The sequence below is a fragment of the Janthinobacterium sp. 1L-D-8-B-C4 genome, from assembly GCF_057291295.1.
The window spans coordinates 66,632-89,436 of sequence record NZ_JBXAVX010000002.1 but is presented as its reverse complement, the minus strand read 5'-3'; the positions used below and the strand labels follow the sequence as shown (position 1 = coordinate 89,436).

Annotated in this window: 13 protein-coding genes; all 13 read right to left on the bottom strand. The window is 65.1% G+C overall.

From position 1 onward, the window contains the following. Positions 1 to 4 precede the first annotated feature (4 nt). The 13 genes from recD to AC0Z42_RS03345 all read right to left on the bottom strand — a co-directional run bounded on the left by recD (position 5) and on the right by AC0Z42_RS03345 (position 22,804). Positions 5 to 1,987 (bottom strand): exodeoxyribonuclease V subunit alpha, encoded by a 1,983-nt coding sequence (gene recD / locus AC0Z42_RS03405; protein ID WP_485466839.1) that lies wholly within the window; start codon positions 1,985 to 1,987, stop codon positions 5 to 7. After that, complete coding sequence (recB, locus tag AC0Z42_RS03400; RefSeq protein WP_485466838.1) at positions 1,980 to 5,630, bottom strand: exodeoxyribonuclease V subunit beta; 3,651 nt, start codon at positions 5,628 to 5,630, stop codon at positions 1,980 to 1,982. Before recB ends, recD begins: the two co-directional genes overlap by 8 nt. Beyond that, a complete protein-coding gene (gene recC / locus AC0Z42_RS03395) occupies positions 5,627 to 9,055 on the bottom strand; it encodes an exodeoxyribonuclease V subunit gamma (RefSeq protein WP_485466837.1) in 3,429 nt (1,142 codons plus the stop codon). The genes recB and recC overlap by 4 nt, the downstream gene beginning before the upstream one ends. 48 nt (positions 9,056 to 9,103) lie before the next feature. Next, the gene (locus AC0Z42_RS03390) at positions 9,104 to 12,106 is read right to left on the bottom strand and encodes a CHASE domain-containing protein (protein ID WP_485466836.1); all 3,003 of its coding nucleotides are present in this window, start codon (positions 12,104 to 12,106) and stop codon (positions 9,104 to 9,106) included. 107 nt (positions 12,107 to 12,213) lie between these two features. Then, positions 12,214 to 12,981 (bottom strand): uroporphyrinogen-III C-methyltransferase, encoded by a 768-nt coding sequence (gene cobA, locus AC0Z42_RS03385; protein WP_485466835.1) that lies wholly within the window; start codon positions 12,979 to 12,981, stop codon positions 12,214 to 12,216. 29 nt (positions 12,982 to 13,010) lie between these two features. Then, complete coding sequence (locus AC0Z42_RS03380) at positions 13,011 to 14,180, bottom strand: CmpA/NrtA family ABC transporter substrate-binding protein (protein ID WP_485466834.1); 1,170 nt, start codon at positions 14,178 to 14,180, stop codon at positions 13,011 to 13,013. Between the two features lie 100 nt (positions 14,181 to 14,280). Then, positions 14,281 to 14,946 (bottom strand): ANTAR domain-containing response regulator, encoded by a 666-nt coding sequence (locus AC0Z42_RS03375; protein WP_485466833.1) that lies wholly within the window; start codon positions 14,944 to 14,946, stop codon positions 14,281 to 14,283. Between the two features lie 58 nt (positions 14,947 to 15,004). Then, positions 15,005 to 16,504, bottom strand: a complete 1,500-nt coding sequence (locus AC0Z42_RS03370) for a CoA-acylating methylmalonate-semialdehyde dehydrogenase (RefSeq protein WP_485466832.1) — start codon at positions 16,502 to 16,504, stop codon at positions 15,005 to 15,007. Positions 16,505 to 16,517: 13 nt separating this feature from the next. Next, positions 16,518 to 17,312, bottom strand: a complete 795-nt coding sequence (gene iolB / locus AC0Z42_RS03365; RefSeq protein ID WP_485466831.1) for a 5-deoxy-glucuronate isomerase — start codon at positions 17,310 to 17,312, stop codon at positions 16,518 to 16,520. Then, complete coding sequence (gene iolE / locus AC0Z42_RS03360; RefSeq protein ID WP_485466830.1) at positions 17,309 to 18,223, bottom strand: myo-inosose-2 dehydratase; 915 nt, start codon at positions 18,221 to 18,223, stop codon at positions 17,309 to 17,311. The genes iolB and iolE overlap by 4 nt, the downstream gene beginning before the upstream one ends. Then, positions 18,220 to 20,067 (bottom strand): 3D-(3,5/4)-trihydroxycyclohexane-1,2-dione acylhydrolase (decyclizing), encoded by a 1,848-nt coding sequence (gene iolD, locus AC0Z42_RS03355; protein ID WP_485466829.1) that lies wholly within the window; start codon positions 20,065 to 20,067, stop codon positions 18,220 to 18,222. The genes iolE and iolD overlap by 4 nt, the downstream gene beginning before the upstream one ends. Further along, entirely contained in the window at positions 20,064 to 22,010 is a 1,947-nt protein-coding gene (locus tag AC0Z42_RS03350; protein WP_485466828.1) for a bifunctional 5-dehydro-2-deoxygluconokinase/5-dehydro-2-deoxyphosphogluconate aldolase, read from the bottom strand. Before AC0Z42_RS03350 ends, iolD begins: the two co-directional genes overlap by 4 nt. Positions 22,011 to 22,018: 8 nt before the next feature. Beyond that, positions 22,019 to 22,804 carry an ATP-binding cassette domain-containing protein gene (locus AC0Z42_RS03345; RefSeq protein WP_485466827.1) on the bottom strand — a complete coding sequence of 262 codons (786 nt, stop codon included), beginning with the start codon at positions 22,802 to 22,804 and terminating at the stop codon, positions 22,019 to 22,021. Position 22,805: the final 1 nt, after the last annotated feature.

The following is a 22,805-nucleotide window of genomic DNA, read 5'->3' as shown; positions in this document are numbered from 1 at the left end:
CGGCTCAGGCCAGCAGGCCGCGCAGCCCGCTGGCGCGTTGGGTACGGCGCAGAATCGCATCGAACAGCACCGCCTGCGTGGGCGACACCAAAGTAAAAAAGTCGCGCGCGCGCGTGATGCCGGTATAGACCAGCTCACGCGCCAGCATGGCGCCGCCTTCCTGCGGCAGCACCAGCACCGTATGCCGAAATTCCGAGCCCTGCGATTTGTGCACCGTCATGGCGAACGCCGTTTCCACCTGGCGCAGGCGCGTCGCCAGCACGCTGCGCACCTTGTCGCCTTCGAGGAAATACACGCGCAAGGAACCCGGCCGCGCCGGGTCGCGCAACGTCAGGCCGATATCGCCATTGAACACGCCGGTGCCGTAGTCATTACGGGTGACCATCACCGGCCGGCCCACATACCATTCGGCGCGGCGCAGCAGGCCTTCCCTTTCGAGGCGCAGTTCGATCGCCGTATTCAGGCCCGCCACGCCCCATTCGCCATCGCGCACGGCGCATAAAATGCGGAATGACTCGAAGCTGCGCAGCACGCCGCGCACCCAGTCGTCGTGATCCGCATGCCCATCGCTGCCCTGGTTCACCATTTCCAGGTACGGCCGGTAGCCGCCCGGCGCGCGCTCGCGGCCGCCCAGGGCCAGGCGCAGCACTTCGTCCGGCTGGGCCGGCACGCGCCAGGCCACCGTGCCCTCGGTGTCGCTGGCAAAACACGCTTTCGCCAGGTCCGGCCGGCCTTCGTTGACGGCCTGCGCCAGTGCGCCGATGGGGCCACTGAAGCGGTGGCTGTGGCGCAGCATCACCGTCTGCTGGGCCAGCGCGCCGGCGTTGCCCGCAAAGCCGGCGGGAATATCCACGCCGCTGGCAGCGTGCGCATAGGCGATGGTGGCGCTATCGTAGCCACCGGCCTGCGCATCGTGGCACAGGTCGCCCAATACGGCGCCCGCCTCGACCGACGCCAGCTGGTCCTTGTCGCCCAACAGGATCAGGATGGCGCTTGGCGGCAAGGCGTCCAGCACGGCAGCCATCATTTCCAGGTGCACCATCGACGCTTCATCGACAATCAATACGTCCACGTCGAGCTGGTTGCCGGCATGGTGGGCAAACGCGCGCGTGCCGGGACGCGCGCCCAGGAGGCTGTGCAGGGTGCGCGCGGCGCCCATGCGCTGCGCCAGCGTCATCAAGGGCAGCGCATCGCCAACTGCTGCGCCGACTTTTTTCGCCAGCCCCGCCAGGGCCTGGTCGATCGACTGCTTCAGGCGCGCGGCCGCCTTGCCGGTCGGCGCGGCCAGCGCGATGCGCAACTGGTCCGGCTGCGGCGATACGGCAAACAACAGCGTGAGCAAGCTGGCCACCGTGTAGGTCTTGCCGGTGCCCGGGCCGCCCGTGATGATCGCCACCTTGCCGCGCAGGGCAATCGCGCAGGCGACTTTTTGCCAGTCCGGGCCGCCGCCTTCCGGGGGCCGGTCGAACAGCACGTCGAGCCACTGGCGCACCTGGGCCAGTGGTGGCGCTGGCGCCACCGTGCTGGCGGCGCGCGTGGCAATTGCAAAACCGACAGCCGTTTCATCGCGCCAGTAGCGGCGCAAGTACAGGCGTTCGCCATCGAGCACCAGTGGCTGGTGGCGATCTTCCACGCCGGCCGACCATACCTGCGGCGCCCTGGCCAGCAGCGCGCACCAGTCTTCCAGGGTGGCCGGCAAGGGGCCGGAGACAGCCAGCAACGCCTGCCATTGTTCTTCCGTCCAGCCCATCAGCTGCGACGGCGCATGCGCCAGTTCGGCCAGCATCACGCAGCTGTGGCCGCGCCCTTCGAGCTCGGACAGCACCACGCAGGCGACCGCCAGCGCCGGTGCATCTGCGCCCTGCATCTGCTCCTGCGCCAGGCCGCCGACAAAGCGCGCAAACGCCGCGCCCAGGCGGCGCACCTGGCCGGCATCGGCCACGCCATCGAAATAGGTCAGCAACGGTTCCACGGTGGTGCTATGCATGGGTCTCTTCCAGTAATTGATCCAGGCCGTCCAGCAACGCCAATTGCGGCGCCAGCCAGTAGCAGCCGTGCGTGTCCGGGTTGGCGATGCCGCGCAGGAACAGGAAAATCGCGCCGCCCAGCTGGCGCGCCGGATCGTAGCGGTCACCCAGGCGGCTTTTCAGCAGGCGGTGCAGCGCCAGCATGTAGATGGCGCCCTGGATATCGTAGCGGTGCTGGGCCATGCCGGCCGCCAGCGCATCGGTGTGATAGGCCGCGTCGTTATTGCCGAGCGCATTCGATTTGTAGTCGAGCACCCAGTAGCGGCCATCGCGCTCGATCACCAGGTCGGCAAAGCCTTTCAGCATGCCGTGCAGCTGGCGGCGCGGCAGCACCGGGCGCGGCGCGCCGTCCAGCAGCAAACGCGTGCACAGTTGGTCGAGCTGCTCCGTGGCCAGGTGCTCGCTGGGGAACCAGAATTCCATCTCCGGCAAGGTGCTGTCGAGTTCTGCCAGCGGCGCACCCAGCAGCGGCAGCGGCGTGAGCGCCACCTCGCGCAGCCAGGCGATGGCGTCTTCCTGGCGGTGACCCCAGCCGGCCTGCACGCAGCGCTTGGCCAGCCGGTCATCAAACGCCGCCTGGTGGACGCAATCGAAACCTTCGCCGCCCATCCATTCAAGCTGATTGTGCAAAAAGGTTCCGGCCAGCGAGCCGCGCGGAAAACGGTGCTGCGGCGCGTCGGCCGTATGCTGCGCCGGCGCAGCCGGCGCCGCGCCGGCACCATCTTCGAGCAGCGTTTCTTCCAGCGCCCGCTGCGGCACATGGCTGGCCACGGCGCCGATCTGGCGCGTCAGCGAGGTAAAACTGCCAACCGACCAGTCGCGCTCGAAGCGGCCGGTAAATTGCGGCGCCTCGCGCAGCTCGGGACGCTGCTCGATGCGGTTCAGCAGCGTGGGCGCAGCAGGCTGCGCCAGGCCGGCAATCGCAATCGCATCGCAGCCGCCGCAGACCTCGTGCCAGCGCTGCTGCAGCTGTTCGGCCGGCAGCTTGTCGCCACCGGTCAGCAGGTAGCCGAGCGCCGACTCATGCAAGGTGTTTTCGCCGGCCTTGCGCGCCGCCAGCGCGGCCACGCCCAGCCACAAAAAATGGCGCGCGCGTGTCAGCGCCACGTATAGCAGGCGCAGGTCTTCCTCGATGCGCGCTTCCTCGACAAAGGCCATCGCCTGGTCCGACAGCGACAGGTCCAGGTGGCGCTCGCCCTCGTCGTCGGCATAGTCGACAAAGCTGCGGTTGCGCTTTTCGGCCTTGCGCGCCGTGACGGCGAACGGCAGGTAGACCAGCGGATACTCAAGGCCTTTTGATTTGTGCACGGTGATCACTTTCACCAGCTCGGCGTCGCTTTCCAGGCGCAACACGCGCTCGTCGCCGCTTTCGCCCTCGCCGGCGATCTGCTCGGCCAGCCAGCGTATCAGCGCCTGCTCGCCATCGAGCTGGCGGCTGGCCGACTGCAGCAGTTCGGCCAGGTGCAGCAAGTTGGTCAGGCGCCGCTCGCCGCCCGTCTGCTGCAGCAGCATGGCCGGCAGCTGCAACTCGTGGATAAAGCGGCGCAGCATGGCCAGCACGCCCTGGCGCTGCCAGATCAGGTGCAGCGCCTTCAATTGCTCGATGCGGCGTTCCCATTCCAGTTCGTCGCTCGACAGGCGCGCCAGTTCGCCCAGCGGCAAGGCGATGGTGCGGGTGGCAAAGGCGGCGCGCGCCAGGGCGCCATCGAGCGGATTGGCCAGCGCCGCCAGCCAGCGCAGCACGTCGGCCGCTTCTTCGCTGTCGATCACCGAGTCCTTGTCGGACAAATACACGCTGGCCACGCGGCGACGCGCCAGTGCGCGGCGCACCGCCGCCGCCTCCTTGCGGTCGCGCACCAGCACCGCGATATCGGCCGGCTGCAGCCGCGCAAAACCATCGGGGCCTTCGAAGCCGGCTTGTACATCGTTCAGCATCGCGACGATATGCTCGGCGCAGTGATCGGCAAAATACGCGCGATAAGTATCGCCGCGCAGCGATTCATCGCTGGCGCAGGCGGCCAGCAGGGCCGGCAGCGCGCCCTCAGCATTGACCAGTTGTTCGGCGCGGCCCTTGGCCCCGACCGCCTCGAACGGCAGCGGATTGGCGTCACCGTGGCGGTAGCGGAAGGCGCCCTTTGGTACTTCGGCGCGCTCGGCATGCAGGAACAGCTGGTTGACGGCCGCCACCAGCGGCGCCGTCGAGCGGTAGTTGGTACCCAGCTGGTAGTGGCGCCCTTCGGTGGCGCGCCGCGCCGCCAGGTAGCTTTGAATGTCGGCGCCGCGAAAGCCGTAGATCGACTGCTTCGGGTCGCCGATCAGGAACAGGCCTTGGGCCGGGTCGTTGTCGGCAATCCGGTACAGCAGGTTGAATATCTGGTACTGACTTGGGGCCGTATCCTGGAATTCATCGACCATCGCCAGCGGATATTGCTCGACGATGCGCTGGCGCAGCGCGGCGCCGTTTTCGCCGGCCAGCGCGTCGTGCAGCCGCTGCAGCATGTCGGCAAAGCCGAACTGGCGCGACTGGCGCTTGAGCTGGTCCATGCGCCGCGCAATCTTTGCTGCCGCATGCAGGTGCAGGGTGTGCGCCAGCGGCGTGATGGCCGCCAGGTCACGCCCAAGCTGTTCCGTATGTTCAAAGCATTCGGGCACACTGGCCGTGAAGCTCTTGGCAAACGCATCTTCGATGCCGGACGGCGTCAGGCGCTCCCAGGCCTTGGCGGTAATGGCCGGCATCAGCAGCAAGGGATCTTGCGCCCAGCGGCGCAGGCCATCGAACCATTTCGATACATTCTCGGGCTTCATCTTGACGCCGTTGAAGCATTTGGGACTGGCGCTGCGGTGGCCGGCGATCCACGCTTCCATGGCGTCCGCGCGCGCCACCCAGCCCTGCTTCAGGCCAGCCAGTTGTGCAGCCATCGCCTGCTGCTCCCGAACAATCAGCGACGACAGCGATTCGTCGCCGCTAATGCCCATCATGCCGGGCCGGCGCGCCAGCTCGCGCACGGCCTTTTTCAGCGCCGCCACATCCACCCAGCAGTCGAGCAGCACCGCCAGCGCCTGCTCGCGCAAGGGGTAGACCTGCTGGCGCCAGTAATCGTGGGCCGCATCCTCGAACAGCGCCTGCTCGTCGCTGACCAGTTCCTCGTCGAACAGGCTGCCGCTGTCGAACGCGTGTTCGCGCAGCATGCGCTGGCACCAGGCGTCGATGGTGAAGATCGCCGCTTCGTCCATGGTCTCGGCGGCCAGCATCAGCCGGTGCGCCGCCTTTTGCCGCGCACTGTCGTCCGGGTAGGAGTCCAGCAGCGCGTCGAGAAACGGGTCGCTGCCATTGGATTCGTGCCGAAAATACGCGGCCGCCTCGATCAGGCGCTCGCGCACCCGGTTCGACAGTTCGCGCGTGGCGGCGCGGGTAAACGTCATCACCAGGATATCGGCCGGCAGCAGCGGGCGCGCAAAGCGGGTGTCGTCGTCGCCATGGCCCAATACCAGGCGCACGTACAGGGCGGCGATGGTCCAGGTCTTGCCGGTGCCGGCGGACGCTTCGATCAGGCGCGAGCCATGCAGCGGAAACGCCAGCGGGTCGAGCAGATGGCTGGTCATTGTTCTTCTCCTGCGCCGTCCGGCGCGCCTATCGGGTCCAGGGTGACATGCTCGCGCAGCCAGTCGGCCAGCGGGCCGTACAGCTCGCGCGTGCAGTCCTGCCATGCTTCTTCGGCAGCCAGCGCGGAAAACTCGGGCCACAAGCGTGCCAGGCACAGTTCCTCGCGCTCGCCGCCGACGTCAAAACCGCCGTCATACACGGCGCGCGGATCGCCCTCCTGCACCAGCGCCAGGCCGGTCTTGCAGGCCGTGGGCAGCGGATGGTTCATGCCTTCGCGCCACAGCGCCAGCAAGGTCGCCAGCGCCTCGCGCGAAGCGGCCGGGTCGAGCGGCGCCATGCTGACGATGGCGTCGCGCGCCACCAGGTAGCCGGTGACGGGAAAACCGATGGCGGCGGCGGCCAGCTGGCGCAGCCACATCAGCATCAGCTTGTCGCCGCGCGCCAGGCCCGACTTGTCCATCACCTTCGACGAAATCTGTTCCAGCCACGCTGTTTCAGCGCCATTGCTGCGCAATTTATCGAGCCAGTCCTCGACCAGCAGTTCGCCAAACGGCAGCGCAATGGCGCGCTTGGCGGCCACTTCGGGAAACGAGGCGCGCAGGGACAGCCAGGCGCTGCGCACCGGCACCAGTGCCTCGACCAGTTGCTCCTGCACCTGGCGGCCGATCAGGCCGATCGGCAGCACCCCTTCGCGCGCCAGCTTGTCGGCGCGCGATTGCAAACTGGCGCGCACGTCGGACAAGTCTTCCTGCGCGCCGCCATCGTCGAGCATGGTGTCTTCCAGCAGATAGCGCTCCAGAGCGTTCAGGCCGAACGGTTCTTCGTCCTCGCCCAGCATGGCCGCGTCGGCAAAGTACACGGACAGGCGGCGACGGAAAAAATACTTGACGGGCTGGCGCACGAAGCTGGCCAGTTCGCCCAGGCTCAGACGGGTATCGGGGTTCAGCTCATACGGTCCCAACGCCAGCAGATCGGGCGACTGGCCGGCCTCGGCATGAGCAATCCGCCATTCGCCGGCATAGGTCAGCAGGCCGCCATCTTCGAAATAGCGGCGGCTGAACGGCTGCAGCGCGTGCGTGGTGGTCAGCGTTGCCAGATCAGGGCCGAGCGCCCAGCCGGCAGCCAGGTAGTCGCGCAGCTGCGACACCAGCACCGATGGCGGCTGCTCGGAATTGTCGCGCACATTGCGCCCGACCCAGCTGACATACAATTTGTCGCGCGCCGCCAGCAGGGCTTCGAGCATCAGATAGCGGTCGTCGTCGCGGCGCGAGCGGTCGCCAGGGCGCGCCATGCCGGGCAGCGCCAGCAGGTCGAAATCGGCTTTTTGAGCGCGGCGCGGAAAGTCGCCATCGTTCATGCCCAGCAGGCACACCACGCGAAACGGCACGGCGCGCATCGGCATCAGGGTGCAGAAGGTCACGCCACCGGAAACGAACTGGTGGTTCAGGGTCGGCTCGTCGAGCGCGCCCAGCCAGGCCACGCGCAAAACATCGAGCGGCACGGCTTCGACAAAACCTGCATGCTCGCAGGTTTCCAGCCATCCTTGCAAGGCGTCTTCGAGTTGCGCCAGGGTGAGGCGGTCACCCTCGTCGCCGGCGTCAAAAAAGCTTGCCAGCAGCGCGCGCGCCTGCCCGCCCCATTCATCTGGCGTGCGCGATTGCGCCAGCACGGCGCGCCAGTGCAGCAGCGCTTCGACCAGCTGTGCCAAGGAACCCGCCAGCGCGGCGTCCAGGCCGCCAACTTCCGCATATGGCTCGATGCCGTCGAAACTGGCATCACCAGAGCCAAGCCCACCGCTGGCGTAGCCAAGCAGCATGCGCCGCACGCCGAAGATCCAGGCATTCTGCTCGCCAGCCGCACCCAGGCCCAGGCCAGCGCGGTGCTCGCGGTCCAGGCCCCAGCGCACGCCGGCGCCTTCGATCCAGGCACCGAGAATATCGAGGTCGTCGCCCTGCAGACCGAAGCGGGCCGCCAGCGCCGGCACGTCGAGCAGGTCGCGCACCTCGCTCTGGCGGCAGCGCTGCAGCGGCAGTTGCAGCAGCCATTCCAGCGCGACCAGCAGCGGATTGACGCTGCGATCCTTGACGTCGCCGATCTCGAACGGAATGAAGCGCGGGTCCGTGCGGCGGTGCTGGCCGAACACGGCGTGGATCGCCGCCGTGAACACGTCGATATCGGGCACCATCACCACCACGTCGCGCGGACGCAAACCGCTCTGGCTGCTGTGGGCAAACATCGCCAGCAGCTGGTCGTGCAGCACCTCGACTTCGCGCTGCACGCTGTGCGCCACATGGAATTCGATCGAGCGGTCATGTGCCTCGGGCGGCACTTGCGCATGCTCGGCCAGCGGGCGCAGTTCGCGGATGGCGACCTGTACCTGCTGTAATAACGTCTCGCCCTCTTCTTCGCCGAACAGGTCGATGCGCAGGCTGTCGTCGCGCCCTTCGGCGTGCGCCTGCTCGTCGAATTCGTCGAGCAGGCGGATAAAGTCGCGCCCCTGCCGGCCCCAGCTGGCCAGCAGCGGATGGCTGTGCGCATGCAGTTCTTCCAGCGGCAGCTGCGCCAGGTCCTGGCCATTGCGCTGCTGCTGGCGCTTGTAGCTGGCGCGCAGCAGGTCGCGCCCTTCGATGATGTCGCCCCAGTAGTACTGGCACGGGTTGGGCACGGCCAGCACTACCTGCATGTGGCGCGCCAGCGCCGCCAGCGCCTGCAAGGTTTGATATGGCAAGGCCGACACGCCGAACAGCACCACCCTGCGCGGCAGCTTGCCGGCGGGCGCTGCGCCGGCGGCAATCGCCGCCAGAAAGGCGTCATGGATATCGGCGCGGCCGGTGTCGCGTTCGAACGCCGCCACGTCGGCATTGACGGCGCGCCACAGCTGCGGCTGCCACAACTGTTCTTCCCTGAGCCTGATATCCTCGCCGCGCGCCGTTTTCAGCACATTGCGCCCGGCGGCCCAGTCGGCCAGCCAGTCGGCGCGGTACACCTGGTACTGATCGAACAGGTCGGCCAGGCGTTCGGCCAGCTGCAGCCGCCGTTCGCAGTCGCCATCGGCCAGAAAGTAGCGCAGCGGCGCGAACACCGGATCGGCCAGCAAGGACGGCAGCAGCCGCATCAAACGCCAGGTCAGCGGCGACTTGTCGAACGGCGAGATGCGCGGCACGCGCTCGCGCCCCAGCATGCCGCGATAGCTTTCCCACAGCAGGCGCGCCGGCAAGGCGATGCGGGTGGCGGCGCAGACCCCCATTTCCTCGGCCAGCGCGATTTTCAGCCATTCGGCCACGCCGTTCGACTGCACCAGGAAGATATCGGTTTCCAGCGGCGCCAGCGGATGATTGCGCAGCCACTGGAAGACGGCGGCGCGCAGGTGTTCCAGCTGGTTGCCGTGCAAAATCAACAGGCCAGGCGTGATGGGAGTATGCATGCGGTGAAGTTCAGGGTGGGCCAGCGCCTATTATCGCCGCTGCCTGCCTCAGGTGGTGTCGCTGCTGGCAAAATCGAGGGAAATTTGTTCGGCCACCCGCGCCAGCGCCGGCCCCATGGCCGACGTCAAGGCGCGCGCCTGCGCCAGGTCGCCGCCATGGCGCAAGCCTTCGAGCGCCAGGCACAGGGCCGCGAACACATTGGCACCGACGGCCAGCGCCGACGATTTGGTGCGGTGGCCCAGGTCGGCCAGGCGTTTCAGGTCCTCCAGCGCCAGCGCCTGCTCCATTTCGGCCAGGCCGTCGCGCGCCGTATCGATGAACAGCTGGGCATACTTGCGCATCTTGACCGGATCGTTGCTGAAGGTCTGCGACAAGGCTGCCACGTCGAGCACCGACATGTCACGCGCAGCGTCCGTTGACGACGGCGGTGCGGCAGCCGGCGCCTGCACGGCGATGCCGCCACGCCGGCGCAGCCATTTGGCCAGCAGCTGGAACAGCAGCATCGGCGCGATCGGCTTGGTGACGAATTCATCCATGCCCGCCTCCAGGCAGCGCACGCGGTCTTCGCTGCCCGCATTGGCCGTCATGGCGATCACCAACAGGCCGGCCAGCAGCGGATCGGCGCGGATGCGGCGGGTGGCCTCGAAGCCGTCCATCTCGGGCATCTGCACGTCCATCAGCACGCAGTCATAGCTTTGCTGTGCCAGCAATTCGAGCGCCTCGCGGCCATTGTTGGCCACGCGCACGAAGGCGCCCGCGTCTTCCAGCAGTTCGCAGCCCACCTGCTGGCTGAACACATTGTCTTCCACCAGCAGGATCGAAGCGCCGCGTATCACGTCCAGCAACGGCGGCTCGCCCGTGCTGGTGCTGTCTTCCGGCGCGCCCGCGTATTTTTCCAGGCGGGCAGTAAACCAGAAGGTGCTGCCCAGCCCCGGCTGGCTGTTCACGCCCACAGTCCCCCCCATCAGGTCGGCCAGCTGCTTGCTGATCACCAGCCCCAGCCCGCTGCCGCCATACTTGCGCGTGGTCGAGGTGTCGGCCTGGTGGAAGGAGCGGAACAGCTGCGTCACTTCCTCCTGGCTCATGCCGATGCCACTGTCCTGCACCTCGAAGCGCAGCATGGCGTGGCGACCCTCCTCCTCGGCCATGCCGACGCGCACGAATACCTTGCCGCTGTCGGAAAACTTGATGGCGTTGCTGGTCAGGTTCAGCAAAACCTGTTCGAGCCGCAGGGCGTCGCCGCACCAGCGCTGCGGCAACTCGCGCGCAATCTCGAAATGCAGCTGCAAGCGCCTGGCGGCAGCCGCCTCGCCGAGCTGGCTGGAAATATTGGCCAGCAGGGTATCGAGGCGGAACTGCTTGACTTCCAGCTCCAGCTTGCCCGCCTCGATCTTGGAAAAATCGAGGATATCGTTGATCAGGCCCAGCAGATGCTGGCCCGAATGGTAGATTTTTTGCAGGTAGTCGCGCTGGCGCGCATCGGCCACCGACTTCAGCGCCAGGTGGGCCATGCCGATAATGCTGTTCATCGGCGTGCGGATTTCATGGCTCATGTTCGACAAAAAGTCGCTCTTGGCCTGGCTGGCCGCGTCCGCACGTTCCTTGAGCCGGTGCAATTCGGTCACGTCGGTGGACAGGCCGATCATGCCCGTCACGGCGCCCGGCGGGCCCATCGGCACTTTCACGCTCCACAGATGATGCACCCTGCCCTGGCTGTCGACAAAGCGCTCCTCGCCAACATATTTGACGCCGGTGGCGCAGATCTGCTGTTCGCGGCCATGGAAAACCGCCGCCAGTTCTTCGCCGATCAGCTCGCCCGCCTGGCGGCCGAGGATCTGCTCGACCGGCCGCTCGAGCATTTCCACCATGCGCGCATTGACATAGCGAAAACGCAGGTTTTCATCTTTCATGTAGACATAGGCGTCGACGCTGTCGAGTACCGTGTCGAGCAGCATGCGCTGGGTGATGGCGCTGCGGCGCGAACGGTACAGCATCAGGATATAGCCATAGATCAGCAAGGTACCGGCCGCGCCGACGGCCAGCGCCAGCATCGGCAGATAGCTGTCAAAGCTGCTGTAGAGATCGCTCTTGCGCACGCGAAAATGGGCTTTCCACAGGCCGCCGTGGTATTCGATGGGCAGCAACTGGTCGAAATACGCCTCGTCCTTGCCAGGCTTGGACGCCGTCATCAGGTCGCCGTCGTCGTTGAACAGCAGCCGGTCCTGCGGCGCGAGCTGCAGCGCAGTGCCCGGTGCGGCAGGCTGGGTCGCGCTGTACAAGGTCAGGTGCAATGGTTGCAGGGTACTGCCTTCGAGCGCGCTGTGTACCAGCTGCGCCACGCCAAAACCGATGCCGACCGAGCCCTGATAGGCGGCGCGGCGCTCGACAACCGTGGCGCGCGGCATGCCGTTGCGGTAGACGGGCAGGCGCATGCCCAGGCCCACGCGTGCAGGCGGGCCCTTGATCATGATGACCTGGCCCGATGCGCTGATCTGGCCGCTGTCGCGCGCCTGCGCCAGGGCCTGCGCGATGGCCGGGCTGGCGCCGATATCGACCCCCTGGCGCTCGGCCACCAGGGCATCGGGCTCCAGGAAAGTCAGCACCGTATATTCGGCGCGCTCGCCAGCGGGGCGGATCTCGAAGCCGGGATAGCCGCCCGCCACCAGGCTGTCGTCGGCACGCACGGCGTCGATAAAGGCGGCGCGCTGGCCAGCGCCGACAGCCGCAGCATAGTTGATTGAATCGATGGCCGGGAACTGGCGCTTGATATCGAGCCCCGACACGTAGTCATGGAACTGCTTGCGCGACAGCTTGTCGTTGGTGCGAAAGAGACCTTCGAGACCGCGCAGCAGGTCGGAATAGCTTTTCACGCGCGCCGCAAGACTCTGCTGGGCGCTGTAGGTCAGGTTTTCAAAGCGCTGGCGTGCATCCTGGTTGACGGTACGCTGCGCACCCGCGTACAGGGCGCCGCCAACCGCCAGCGCCAGCAGCAAGCCGCCGGCCCATATCCTCACATGTGATACCGTCCAGCCCTTGTTCAGAGTATGCATTGTCGATCGCTTTTTCCGGTTCCTCAGCCTGGGGGCGCAATGCCCCGCACGTCATGAGGATACTATCAAAGCCCGCACACAATACACGCATGGAAAAAAATTTCCCTTTAGCAAGCAGTGGCCGCCTGGAGCGCCGCTCCATGCGCATCCCAGGCATCGGCGCAGCGCACCACTTCGCCCACCACGATGATGCTGGGACTGCCCATGCCACTGGCCTGCAGGTCACGCGGCAAGTCCTGCAAGGTGCTCAGCAACTGGCGCTGCGCGTCCAGGCTGGCCGATTGCACCACGGCCACCGGCGTGCCGGGCGCCATGCCGCCGGCCAGCAGCCCGGCCTGGATCGCCGCCACGCGCGCCACGCCCATGTAGATCACCAGGGTCAGCCCGCTTTGCGCCAGCGCCGCCCAGTTCGGTTCCGAGGCGGCGTCCTTGCCGTGGCCGGTAACAAAAATCGCCCCCTGGCTCCAGCTGCGGTGGGTCAATGGCACGCCGATGGCCGACGGCGCTGCCAGGCCGCTGCTGATGCCGGGCACCACCTCGACCCGCACGCCATGGCTGCGCAAGTAGGCGCGCTCTTCGCCGCCGCGCCCGAACAGATAAGGATCGCCCCCTTTCAGGCGCACCACATGCAGGCCGGCACGCGCTTCAGCGAGCATCAGCCGTTCGATGAATGCCTGCGGCGTCGAGGCGCAGCCGCCGCGCTTGCCCACTTCCACTACCCGCACGCCGGGTGCCGCATGGGCCAGCATGGCCGGGTTGACCAGATCGTCGATCAGCACCACATCGGCCGCTGCGATGGCCTTGACGGCCTTCAAGGTCAACAGATCCGGGTCGCCGGGACCGGCGCCCACCAGGGTAACGTAGCCTTGTGCCATGATTGAATCTCCTGCCTGCAATGATTGAGTTAAAAAAAGTGGCGTATTTCAAATGCGGCCGCGTACTGCTCGGGATTGCTGCCGTCCCACACCACGCCATCGCACAGGGTCGAGGCGCGCATCGGGCTGGCGGGCACCGGGGTGCCCGTCATCTCGGCCGCCTGGCGGTACAGGTCGAGGCGGCTGACCTGCCGGGCCACGGCCAGGTAGTCTGGCTCGTCGCGCAGCAGGCCCCAGCGCCGGTGCTGGGTCATGAACCACATGCCGTCGGACAGATACGGGAAATTCACGGCGCCATCCTGGTAAAAGCGCAAACCATGCTGTTCCTGCCAGGTCTTGCCGACACCATCCTGGTAATGGCCAAGGATGCGCGGCGCCAGCACTTCCTGCGGCGTATTGAGGAACTCGGGCGCGGCCAGCGTAGCCGCCATCTGCAGCCGGTTGGCATCGCTTGCATCGATCCAGCGGCCCGCTTCGAGCACGGCGGCGATCAGCGCGCGGCAGGTATTGGGGTTGGCATGCGCAAATGCGGCGCTGGTGCCCAGCACCTTGCCGGGGTGATCGGGCCAGATGGCGCCGCTGCTGGTGGCTGTCACGCCCACGCCGTCGACAATCGCCTTGTAGCCCCATGGTTCGCCGGCGCAAAAGCCGTCCATCTGGCCGGCGCGCAAGGCCGCCACCATTTGCGATGGCGGCACCGTCATCACGCGCGCCTCGCGCACCGGATCGATGCCGTGCGCGGCCAGCCAGTATTGCAGCAGCATCGCGTGGTTACCGGTCGGGAAGGTATGCGCAAACACGGGAAGCCGCGCGGCGCCGCGTACCTGCCGCGCCAGCGAGGGGCCATCGACCGCGCCGGCGCGCGCCAGGTCCGCCGACAGCGACACCGACTGCCCGTTCTGGTTCAGATTCATCAGCACGGCCATGTCATGCTGCTGGCCGCCTATGCCCATCTGCACGCCGAACACCAGGCCATACAGCACATGGGCCACATCGAGTTCGCCATTGCCCAGCTTGTCGCGCACGCCGGCCCAAGAGGCTTCGCGGCTCAACGCTATCTTGATGCCATGCTTTTCATCGAGACCCAGTTTCGACGCCATCACCAGCGACGCGCAATCGGTCAACGGCAGATAACCGATCCGTACCACTTGTTTTTCAGGCTGCGTCAATCGCATCTGACCACTTGCTTGCTCAGTCATACCATTCCTTGCTGAAAAGTCTGCCGTGTCGCGGCATTCAAAATAATGCACTGCATTGGTGCATCGCACCACAATGAGCTGGCCATTCGGCGTCGCTGCGTCATCCCAGCAGGTCCTCCACGTCAAGGATGCGCTGGGCGATCTCCGCCAGTTTCAGTTTCTTGTTCATGGCCATGGTGCGCAGGCGCTGGTAAGCCTGCTCCTCCGTCAGGCCGTGATGCGTCATCAGCAAGCCCTTGGCGCGCTCGATCACCTTGCGTTCAAGCAGCTTGTGGCGTGTATCGTCGAGTTCGGTGCGCAGCTTTTCTTCCTGGCGAAAGCGCGACAGCGCCACGTTCAGCACGGGCGCGATGCGCTCCGATTGAAGGCCGGCAACGATATAGGCCGACACGCCGGCCGCCATGGCCGCATCGATGCTGGCCGTGGCGCTGTCTTCGGTAAACAAGACAATCGGGCGGCGCTCGTCGCGCGTGGCGATCACGATATGCTCGAGCACGTCGCGTGCATCGGATTCGGCGTCGATAATGATGAGGTCGGGCTGCAGCTGGGCGATGCGCTCGGGCAGGTAAAGGTCGGCCGGCAGCGAGGCGATAATGTCGTAGCCCGCTTCCAGCAGGCCGATGCGCAGGGCATTGCCGCGCTGCGCCTGGGCCGCCAGCGCACTATCCGTATGCGCAGCGTGGTCGACAATGGTATTGACGACCACGATGCGCAAGGGACGCTCGGCATGCGGCGGCGGGTTACGGCTAGACGGGCTGGGCGTCATGGGCTTTTCTACAATGGCTACAGTGCCATCGTAGCAAGCAAGAATCAAACCACCTTTTTTACTTCAGGGTCGGCATGGCAAATTCAGCGCCGGCCGCCGTCGACGCCGGCCAGCGCTGCGTCACCGCTTTCTGCTTGGTATAGAAGCGCACCGATTCCGGGCCATGTGCATGATGGTCGCCAAACAGGCTGCGTTTCCAGCCGCCGAAGCTGTGGAAGGCCATCGGCACGGGAATCGGTACATTGACGCCGACCATGCCGACCTGCACCCGGTGCGTGTATTCGCGGGCCGTGTTGCCGTCGCGCGTGTAGATCGCCGTGCCGTTGCCGTATTCATGGGCGTTGACCAGGTCCAGCGCGGTGGTGAAATCGGGCACGCGCACGATGCACAGCACCGGGCCGAAGATCTCTTCCTTGTAGATGGTCATTTCCGGCGTCACATGGTCGAACAGGCTGCCGCCGAGGAAGAAGCCCTTTTCATGGCCCGGCAGCACAAAGCCGCGGCCGTCGGCCACCAGCTTTGCTCCCTCCGTGATGCCGGTGGCGATATAGCCGCTGATTTTATCCTTGTGCACTTGCGTGACCACCGGGCCCATTTCGGCCGACAGATCCATGCCCTGGGTGATTTTCAACTCTGCAATTCTTGGCAGCAAGGCTTCGACCAGCTGGTCGGCCACATTGCCCACTGCCACTACCACCGAAATGGCCATGCAGCGCTCGCCGGCCGAGCCGAAGGCAGCGCCCATCAGCGCGTCCACGGTTTGCGGGATATCGGCGTCGGGCATCACCACCATATGATTTTTCGCGCCGCCCAAGGCTTGCACCCGTTTGCCCTGCGCGCAGCCGGTGGCGTAGATATATTCGGCGATCGGCGTCGAACCGACAAAGCTGACGGCGCGCACGTCGGGGTGGTTGAGCAGGCCATCGACGGCTTCCTTGTCGCCCTGCACCACGTTGAACACGCCGTCCGGCAGGCCTGCTTCGGTGAGCAATTTTGCCAGCAGCAGGCTGGCCGACGGATCGCGCTCGGACGGTTTCAGCACGAACGTGTTGCCGCAGGCAATTGCCATCGGGAACATCCACATCGGCACCATCACCGGAAAATTGAATGGCGTAATCCCCACGCAGACACCCAGTGCCTGGCGGATCGACCAGGCGTCGATGCCGCCGGCCACCTGCTCGCTGTATTCGCCCTTCATCATTTGCGGGATGCCGCAGGCGAACTCCACCACTTCGATACCGCGCGTCACTTCACCTTTCGCGTCGGTAAATACTTTGCCATGCTCGGCGGTAATCAAGGCCGCCAGTTCATCGGAGTGGGTTTCCAGTAGTTCCTTGAACTTGAACATCACTCGCGCGCGGCGCAGCGGCGAGGTTTGCGACCAGGCCGGAAACGCCGCATGGGCCGCGGCCACGGCCGCATTCAGTTCGCTGCTGGTCGCCAGCGCAACCTTGGCTGTCACCGCGCCGGTGGCCGGGTTGAATACATCGGACAGGCGCTCGGAACGCGAAGCCATGGCTTTGCCACCAATAAAGTGACCAATTGTCGGGGTTGTCATTATTTTTCCTTGATTATTTTGTCATCAGCCATTCATGGGCCGGATCGTTTTTAAAATGCCAGACCCGTTTCGGGCCGGCCATCACATTCAGGTAGTAGCCGTCGTAGCCATACGGCACGGTGACCGGGTGGTAGCCGCGCGGCACCATCACCACATCGTGGTTTTCCACCGCCAGCGCCTGGTCGATGCTGCGATCGTCCGTATACACGCGTTGGTAGGCAAAACCCTGCTCGGGATTGAGGCGGTGGTAATAGGTTTCTTCGAGCGAACTCTCCAGCGGAATATTGTCGTTATCGTGCTTGTGCGGCGGGTAGCTCGACGAGTGGCCAGATGGCGTGACCACCTCGACCACCAGCAGGCCATCGGCGGCTTCCGTTTGCGGCAGGATGTCGCACACATAGCGCGTGTTGGCCCCCTTGCCGCGCACCGAGCGCGTCATGGTATTGGTGTCGATCAGGCGGGCCGGACGGTCGGAAGTGCCCGGCGCGCTGCACAGCGCCACTTCGGCGCCGGTGCTCGCAGTGACCGTGACCTGCATGCGGCGCGGTACATACACGGCTGCCGGCGCGCGGTCGTCGAACACGCTCTGGCGCGTACCAATATCGCGCCACACCTGGTCACCAGCCTGCACCGTGACCGTACCGGTCATCACCACCACGCACAGCTCGCGCTCACCAGTTTCCAGGCTGATCTGCTCGCCGGCCGCCAGCCGGTGCGCGGCGAAGCCGACATGGGTCCAGCCGGCCGACTCTGGCGTCACTTCGACAATTTTTGGGCCAGCCTGCGCCTTGACCAGCAGGCTGTTCATGCGGCCTCCTGTCCCAGGCGCGGAATCTCGTCGACCAGTTTGGCCAAATAATCATGACCCATCTTGGCGTACTGATAGCTGGGGGCCACCGCCGGGTCCTGCTCGGCTTCCACCACCAGCCAGCCCTGATAACCATGGCGATAAAGCGCCGTCAAAATGCCGGGAAAATCGATGCTGCCGTCGCCGGGCACGCTGAAGGCGCCATTGATTACGGCCTGCAGGAAACTCCAGTGGCCGTTGCGCGCCAGCTTGATCACGTTCGGGCGCACGTCCTTGCAGTGCACATGGCAGATACGATCGATATGCTTCGTTAACACTGTCAAGGCATCGCCGCCGCCAAAGGTAATATGGCCGGTATCGAACAGCAGGCCCACTTCGTCGCCGGTCAAGGCCATCAGTTGATCCACATCGGCCGGCGACTCCACATACGCGCCCATATGGTGGTGGTAGGCCAGGCGCACGCCGTTATCGAGCAGATGTCTGGCAAACACGGTCAGCTTGTCGGCATAGTCCTGCCATTGTTGTTGCGACTGGAAGCGCGGGCGTTTATACAGCGGGCGCGCTTCGCCCTGGATCGCGTCGGCCACTTCGCCATAGACCATGACGGTGGCGCCGCTTTCGGCAAGCAAGCGCAAATGCGATTGCACTGCTTCGATTTCTTCCTCGGCCGAACGGCTGGCCAGCCGGCCCGAATACCAGCCCGAGACGCAGGCCAGGTCATACTTGCCCAGCACGGCGCGCAAGGCGGACGATTCCTTGGGAAACTTGTTGCCCAGCTCAAAACCCGCATAGCCGATTTCGGCGCCCTCTTTCAAGGCCGTTTCCAACGGCGTTTCACCGCCCAGCGATGGCAGGTCGTCGTTCATCCACGAGATCGGGTTGATGCCGATTTTTACATTCCATGTATTCATTTTGATTGTCCTTGGCGCTCAAGTTCATAACGGGCGCGTGCCGCTTGCACGCCGGGCTGGGTCGAAACCTCGGGCACGGCCACTTCCCACCAGCAGCCGCCCTCCTCTGTCGTGCGCGTGTCGTCGGTATCGATGCAAATCAGATAGGTGCGGCTGGCGGCACGGGCGCGTACCAGCGCGGCTTCCAGGCCGGCAATGCCATCGACATGTTCGGACAAGGCACCCAGGGACTTCGCATGCAGCGCAAAATCAATATGGGGAGCGCCCTCGCCCGCCTGCAGGCAATCGGCCAGCATATTGTTGAACGGCACATTGCCGCAGGCCTGCTGCAGGCGGTTGATGCAGCCATAGCCACGGTTATCCAGGACCACGATGATCAGCTTTTTATCCAGCATGACCGAGGTGGCGATTTCCGAATTCATCATCAGATAGCTGCCATCGCCGACCATCACGATCACGTCGGACTCGGGTTTCGCCATCTTCACGCCCAGGCCGCCGGCGATCTCATAGCCCATGCAGGAATAACCGTATTCCATATGGTAGCCACCGGGCGTGCTGGTGCGCCACAGCTTGTGCAGCTCAGCCGGCAAGGTACCTGCCGCGCAAACAACGATATCGTTGCTGGCCGAGGTGGTTGATGAACGCTGCACGGCGCCGATCACCTCGCCGTCATACGGCAAGCCGGCCACCTCGCGCTTGCCGGCAATCGCCGTGACGGTTTCGCACCAGCCGGCCGCTTCACGGCGCGCCAGCTCGTTCCATTCGGCACTGCTGGTCCAGTCAGGCAACAAGGCCGACAGTCCTTGCAGGCCCAGGGTAGCGTCCGCCTGCACGCCGAGGCCACGGCGTTTGAGCGCATCGAAACTATTGACGTTCAGGCTGACCAGTTCGGCTTTGGCAAACAGCGAGTTCGAGCCGGTTGTAAAGTCCTGCAAGCGCGTGCCCACAGCCAGTACCACATCGGCCTGGCTGGCCAGCGCATTGGCCGACGGCGCACCGGTGACGCCAATGGCGCCCAACTGCAGCGGATGATCCCACGGCAAGGAACTCTTGCCGGCATGGGTTTCGGCGACCGGTACGCCATGGCGCTCGGCAAACGCGCGCAAGGCCTCGCCGGCTTTGCCGTACAGCACGCCGCCACCGGCCACAATCAACGGCTGCCTGGACTTTTTCAGTACTTCCGCCGCTTCGTCCAGTTCGGAAGCTACCGGCGGAATGGCGCGGAAACGCACCACCCTCGGTGCAAAAAATTCCTCCGGATAGTCATACGCCATCGTCTGCACATCCTGCGGCAGCGACAGGGTGACGGGGCCGCAAGCGGCCGGGTCGGTCAGGGCGGCGATGGCGCGCGGCAGGGCCGTCAGCAGCTGTTCCGGATAGATAATGCGATCGAAATAGCGCGACAGCGGCTTGAAGGCGTCGTTGACGGACACACTGCCATCAACCGAGTCTTCCAGCTGCTGCAGTACCGGGTCCGGTGCGCGCGACACAAACACGTCGCCCGGCAACAGCAGCACCGGCAAGCGGTTGACATGTGCCAGCGCGGCGGCCGTCAGCAGATTGGTGGCGCCGGGACCGATCGAACTGGTCACCGCCATCATGCGCCGGCGCATATGGGCCTTGGCATACGCAATCGCCGCATGCGCCATCGCCTGTTCGTTATGGGCGCGGTAAGTGGGAAAACTCTCGCGATACTGGTACAAGGCTTCGCCCAAGCCCGCCACATTGCCGTGGCCAAATATCGCAAACGCGCCGCCAAACAGCGGCTCGCCGCTCTCGACACGCAGTGCCGCCAGGTAACGTACCAGCGCCTGCGCCATGGTCAGTCGTATGGTCGCGCTCATGCCGCACGCTCCAGCTGGTTGCGGGTCTGTCGCCACAGCTTGATCAGTTGTTCGAAGTTGGCGCGTACCTGCGCAATCAATGTGGCGTCATCGATCTGGCCGGCCAGCCAGCGGCGGCTCGGTTCCTGGAAGATGGTGCGGCCAACCATAAAGCCGCGGCAGGAGGTGCTATGGCGCGCTTCCTCGAAGCTGGCGGCCAGCTTGTCGATCGGCGCGTTCAGGCCAAGCAGCACCACGCCACGGCAGTAGGGATCGCGCTCGTGCACCAGCGCATCGATGGCCTGCCATTGGGCAGCGGAGAGGCTTTCCAGCTTCCACCATTCCGGGTAGATGCCCAGGTTGTACAGGCGCTTGACGGCGCGCAGCACGGTGTTGTCGTCTTGCGGGAATGCATCGGACGGAATAATTTCCAGCAGCAGTTCGTGACCGCTCACTTGCGCCGCATCGTACAGGGCCTTGATCTGCGCTTCCTGTTCCAGCCGGTTTTCTGGCAGGTCGTCCGGGTGCAGCTGCACCAGGCACTTGATCACATGTTCCTTCGGCCAGCTGACCAGGTGCGAACCGATCGAACGGCCCCAGTCGAATTGCAGCGGGTTCGAGCCCGGCAGCTCGACCGGGCGGCCGATCCACCAGCCGCGTCCGGTCGCGTCATTCAAGGCATCGACGCCATAACGTCCATCGATCAGCACGCCGGTTTTGCCCGACAACTGCAGCGACTCCTGCGTTTGCGCCACCGCCTGCACCATCAACTGTTTCAGCCTTGAAATGGCCGCCTCGTTCGCGCCGGCCTGCTGCGACAGTTCGAAAAACTGCGTGCGATGGTCAAACGCGAATACGCACAGCTCATCCCATTGCTTGCGCGCCACGGTGGTGCGGTGCAAACGCGCCAGCGTCGCATCCTGGTCGGGATGGGTGAGCTTGTCGGCGTTAGCCAGGAAATAATCGAGCTCGACCGGCGACGGCATGGCCGGCGCGCAGCCATGGCGCGACACCACCAGCGCGCCGCAGCCATTGGCGTAGCGGCAGCAGGCCTCGTAGTCTTCGCCGCGCAGCCAGCCCCTCAAAAAGCCCGACAGGAAAGCATCGCCGGCGCCCAGCACATTCAATACCGCCACGCGCACGCCGCGATAGTTGTAGGCGTCGTCCAGGCTGGCCGGAATCGCCCCTTCGATCACGGCGCAACCGAGCGGGCCGCGCTTGACCACCAGCGTGGCAGAGCTGACCGCGCGCACCGCCTGCAAGGAGGCCATGATGTCCGCGCCGCCGCCTGCGATCATGAATTCCTCTTCCGTGCCGACCACCAGGTCGAACTGCGGCAAGATGCCCTGCAGATGTTGCGTGACACCGTCATTCGACACAAAGCGCGTCTCGCCATCGGCCTTGCCCGACAAACCCCACAGCACCGGCCGGTAGTCGATATCGAGCACGGTGCGCACGTTATTGGCGCGCGCCAGGGCCAATGCCTGCGAGCTGACGGCGTGCATGGCGGCGGTGGAAAAATGCGTGCCGGTGATCAACAGCGCCTTGCTCGATGCGATAAACGCCTGATCCACCGACGCCGCTTCAATCGCCATATCGGCGCAGTTTTCACGGTAGAAAATCAGCGGAAAGGTATCCTTGTCCTTGATGCCCAGCATCACCAGCGCGGTGAGCCGGTCATGGTCGACGCCGACATGGCTGACGTCGCAGCCTTCCCTGGCCAGGGTGTCGGTCAAAAACCGGCCCATATGGTCGTCGCCGACCTTCGACAGCATGGCGGACTTCAATCCCAGCCGCGCCGTGCCGAAGGCGATATTGGCCGACGAGCCGCCCAGGTATTTGGCAAAGCTGGTGGCGTCTTCCAGGGTGCTGCCGATCTGCTGCGCGTACAGGTCCACCGCCAGGCGGCCCAGGCAGATCACGTCCAGGCTGCGGCCCGGGGCAAATTGTGTGGTGTTTTTCATGGTTGTCCTTAAATCGTGACGCCGTCGAGTTCGCTCATCAGCGTCTGCATTTCCGCGCCGCCCGCCATCATGTCCAGCAATTCTTCCTTGGTCACCGTGTCCTTGGTAAAGGTACCGAGAGACTTGCCCCGGTTCAGCAGGGTGAACGAGTCGCCGACCGGATACGCATGGTGCACATTGTGGGTAATGAAGATCACCGAGATGCCGCGTTCGCGCGCCTTGTAGATCAGTTTGAGCACATTGAACGACTGTTTCACACCCAGCGCGGCAGTCGGTTCATCGAGGATCAGCACGCGCGCGCCGAAGTGGATCGCGCGGGCGATCGCCAGGCACTGCTTTTCGCCGCCCGACATGGTGCCGATGGCCTGGTGCGGGTCGCGCACCATGATGCCCATCTCGGCCAGCTTGGCGCGCGCCGTTTCGGCCGCATAATCGATGTCCATCACCGGCACCAGGCCCAGCAGCTTTTTCATCGGCTCGCGGCCCATGAAAAAATTGCGCGCCACTGACAGCAGCGGCACCAGCGCCAGATCCTGGTACACCGTGGCCACGCCCACGTCCAGCGCCTCGCTGGGCGAATTGAAGACCACCGGCTTGCCGTCGACCAGGTACTGGCCATCGGTTGGCTTGTGCACGCCGGCAAGAGTCTTGATCAGGGTCGACTTGCCGGCGCCGTTATCGCCCAGCAGACAATGAACCTCCCCCTCGCGCAAGCGCATGGTGATGTTCTGCAGCGCCAGCACGGAGCCGAAGCGCTTGCTGACATTTTCCAGGGCAAGAATATGCTCGCTCATG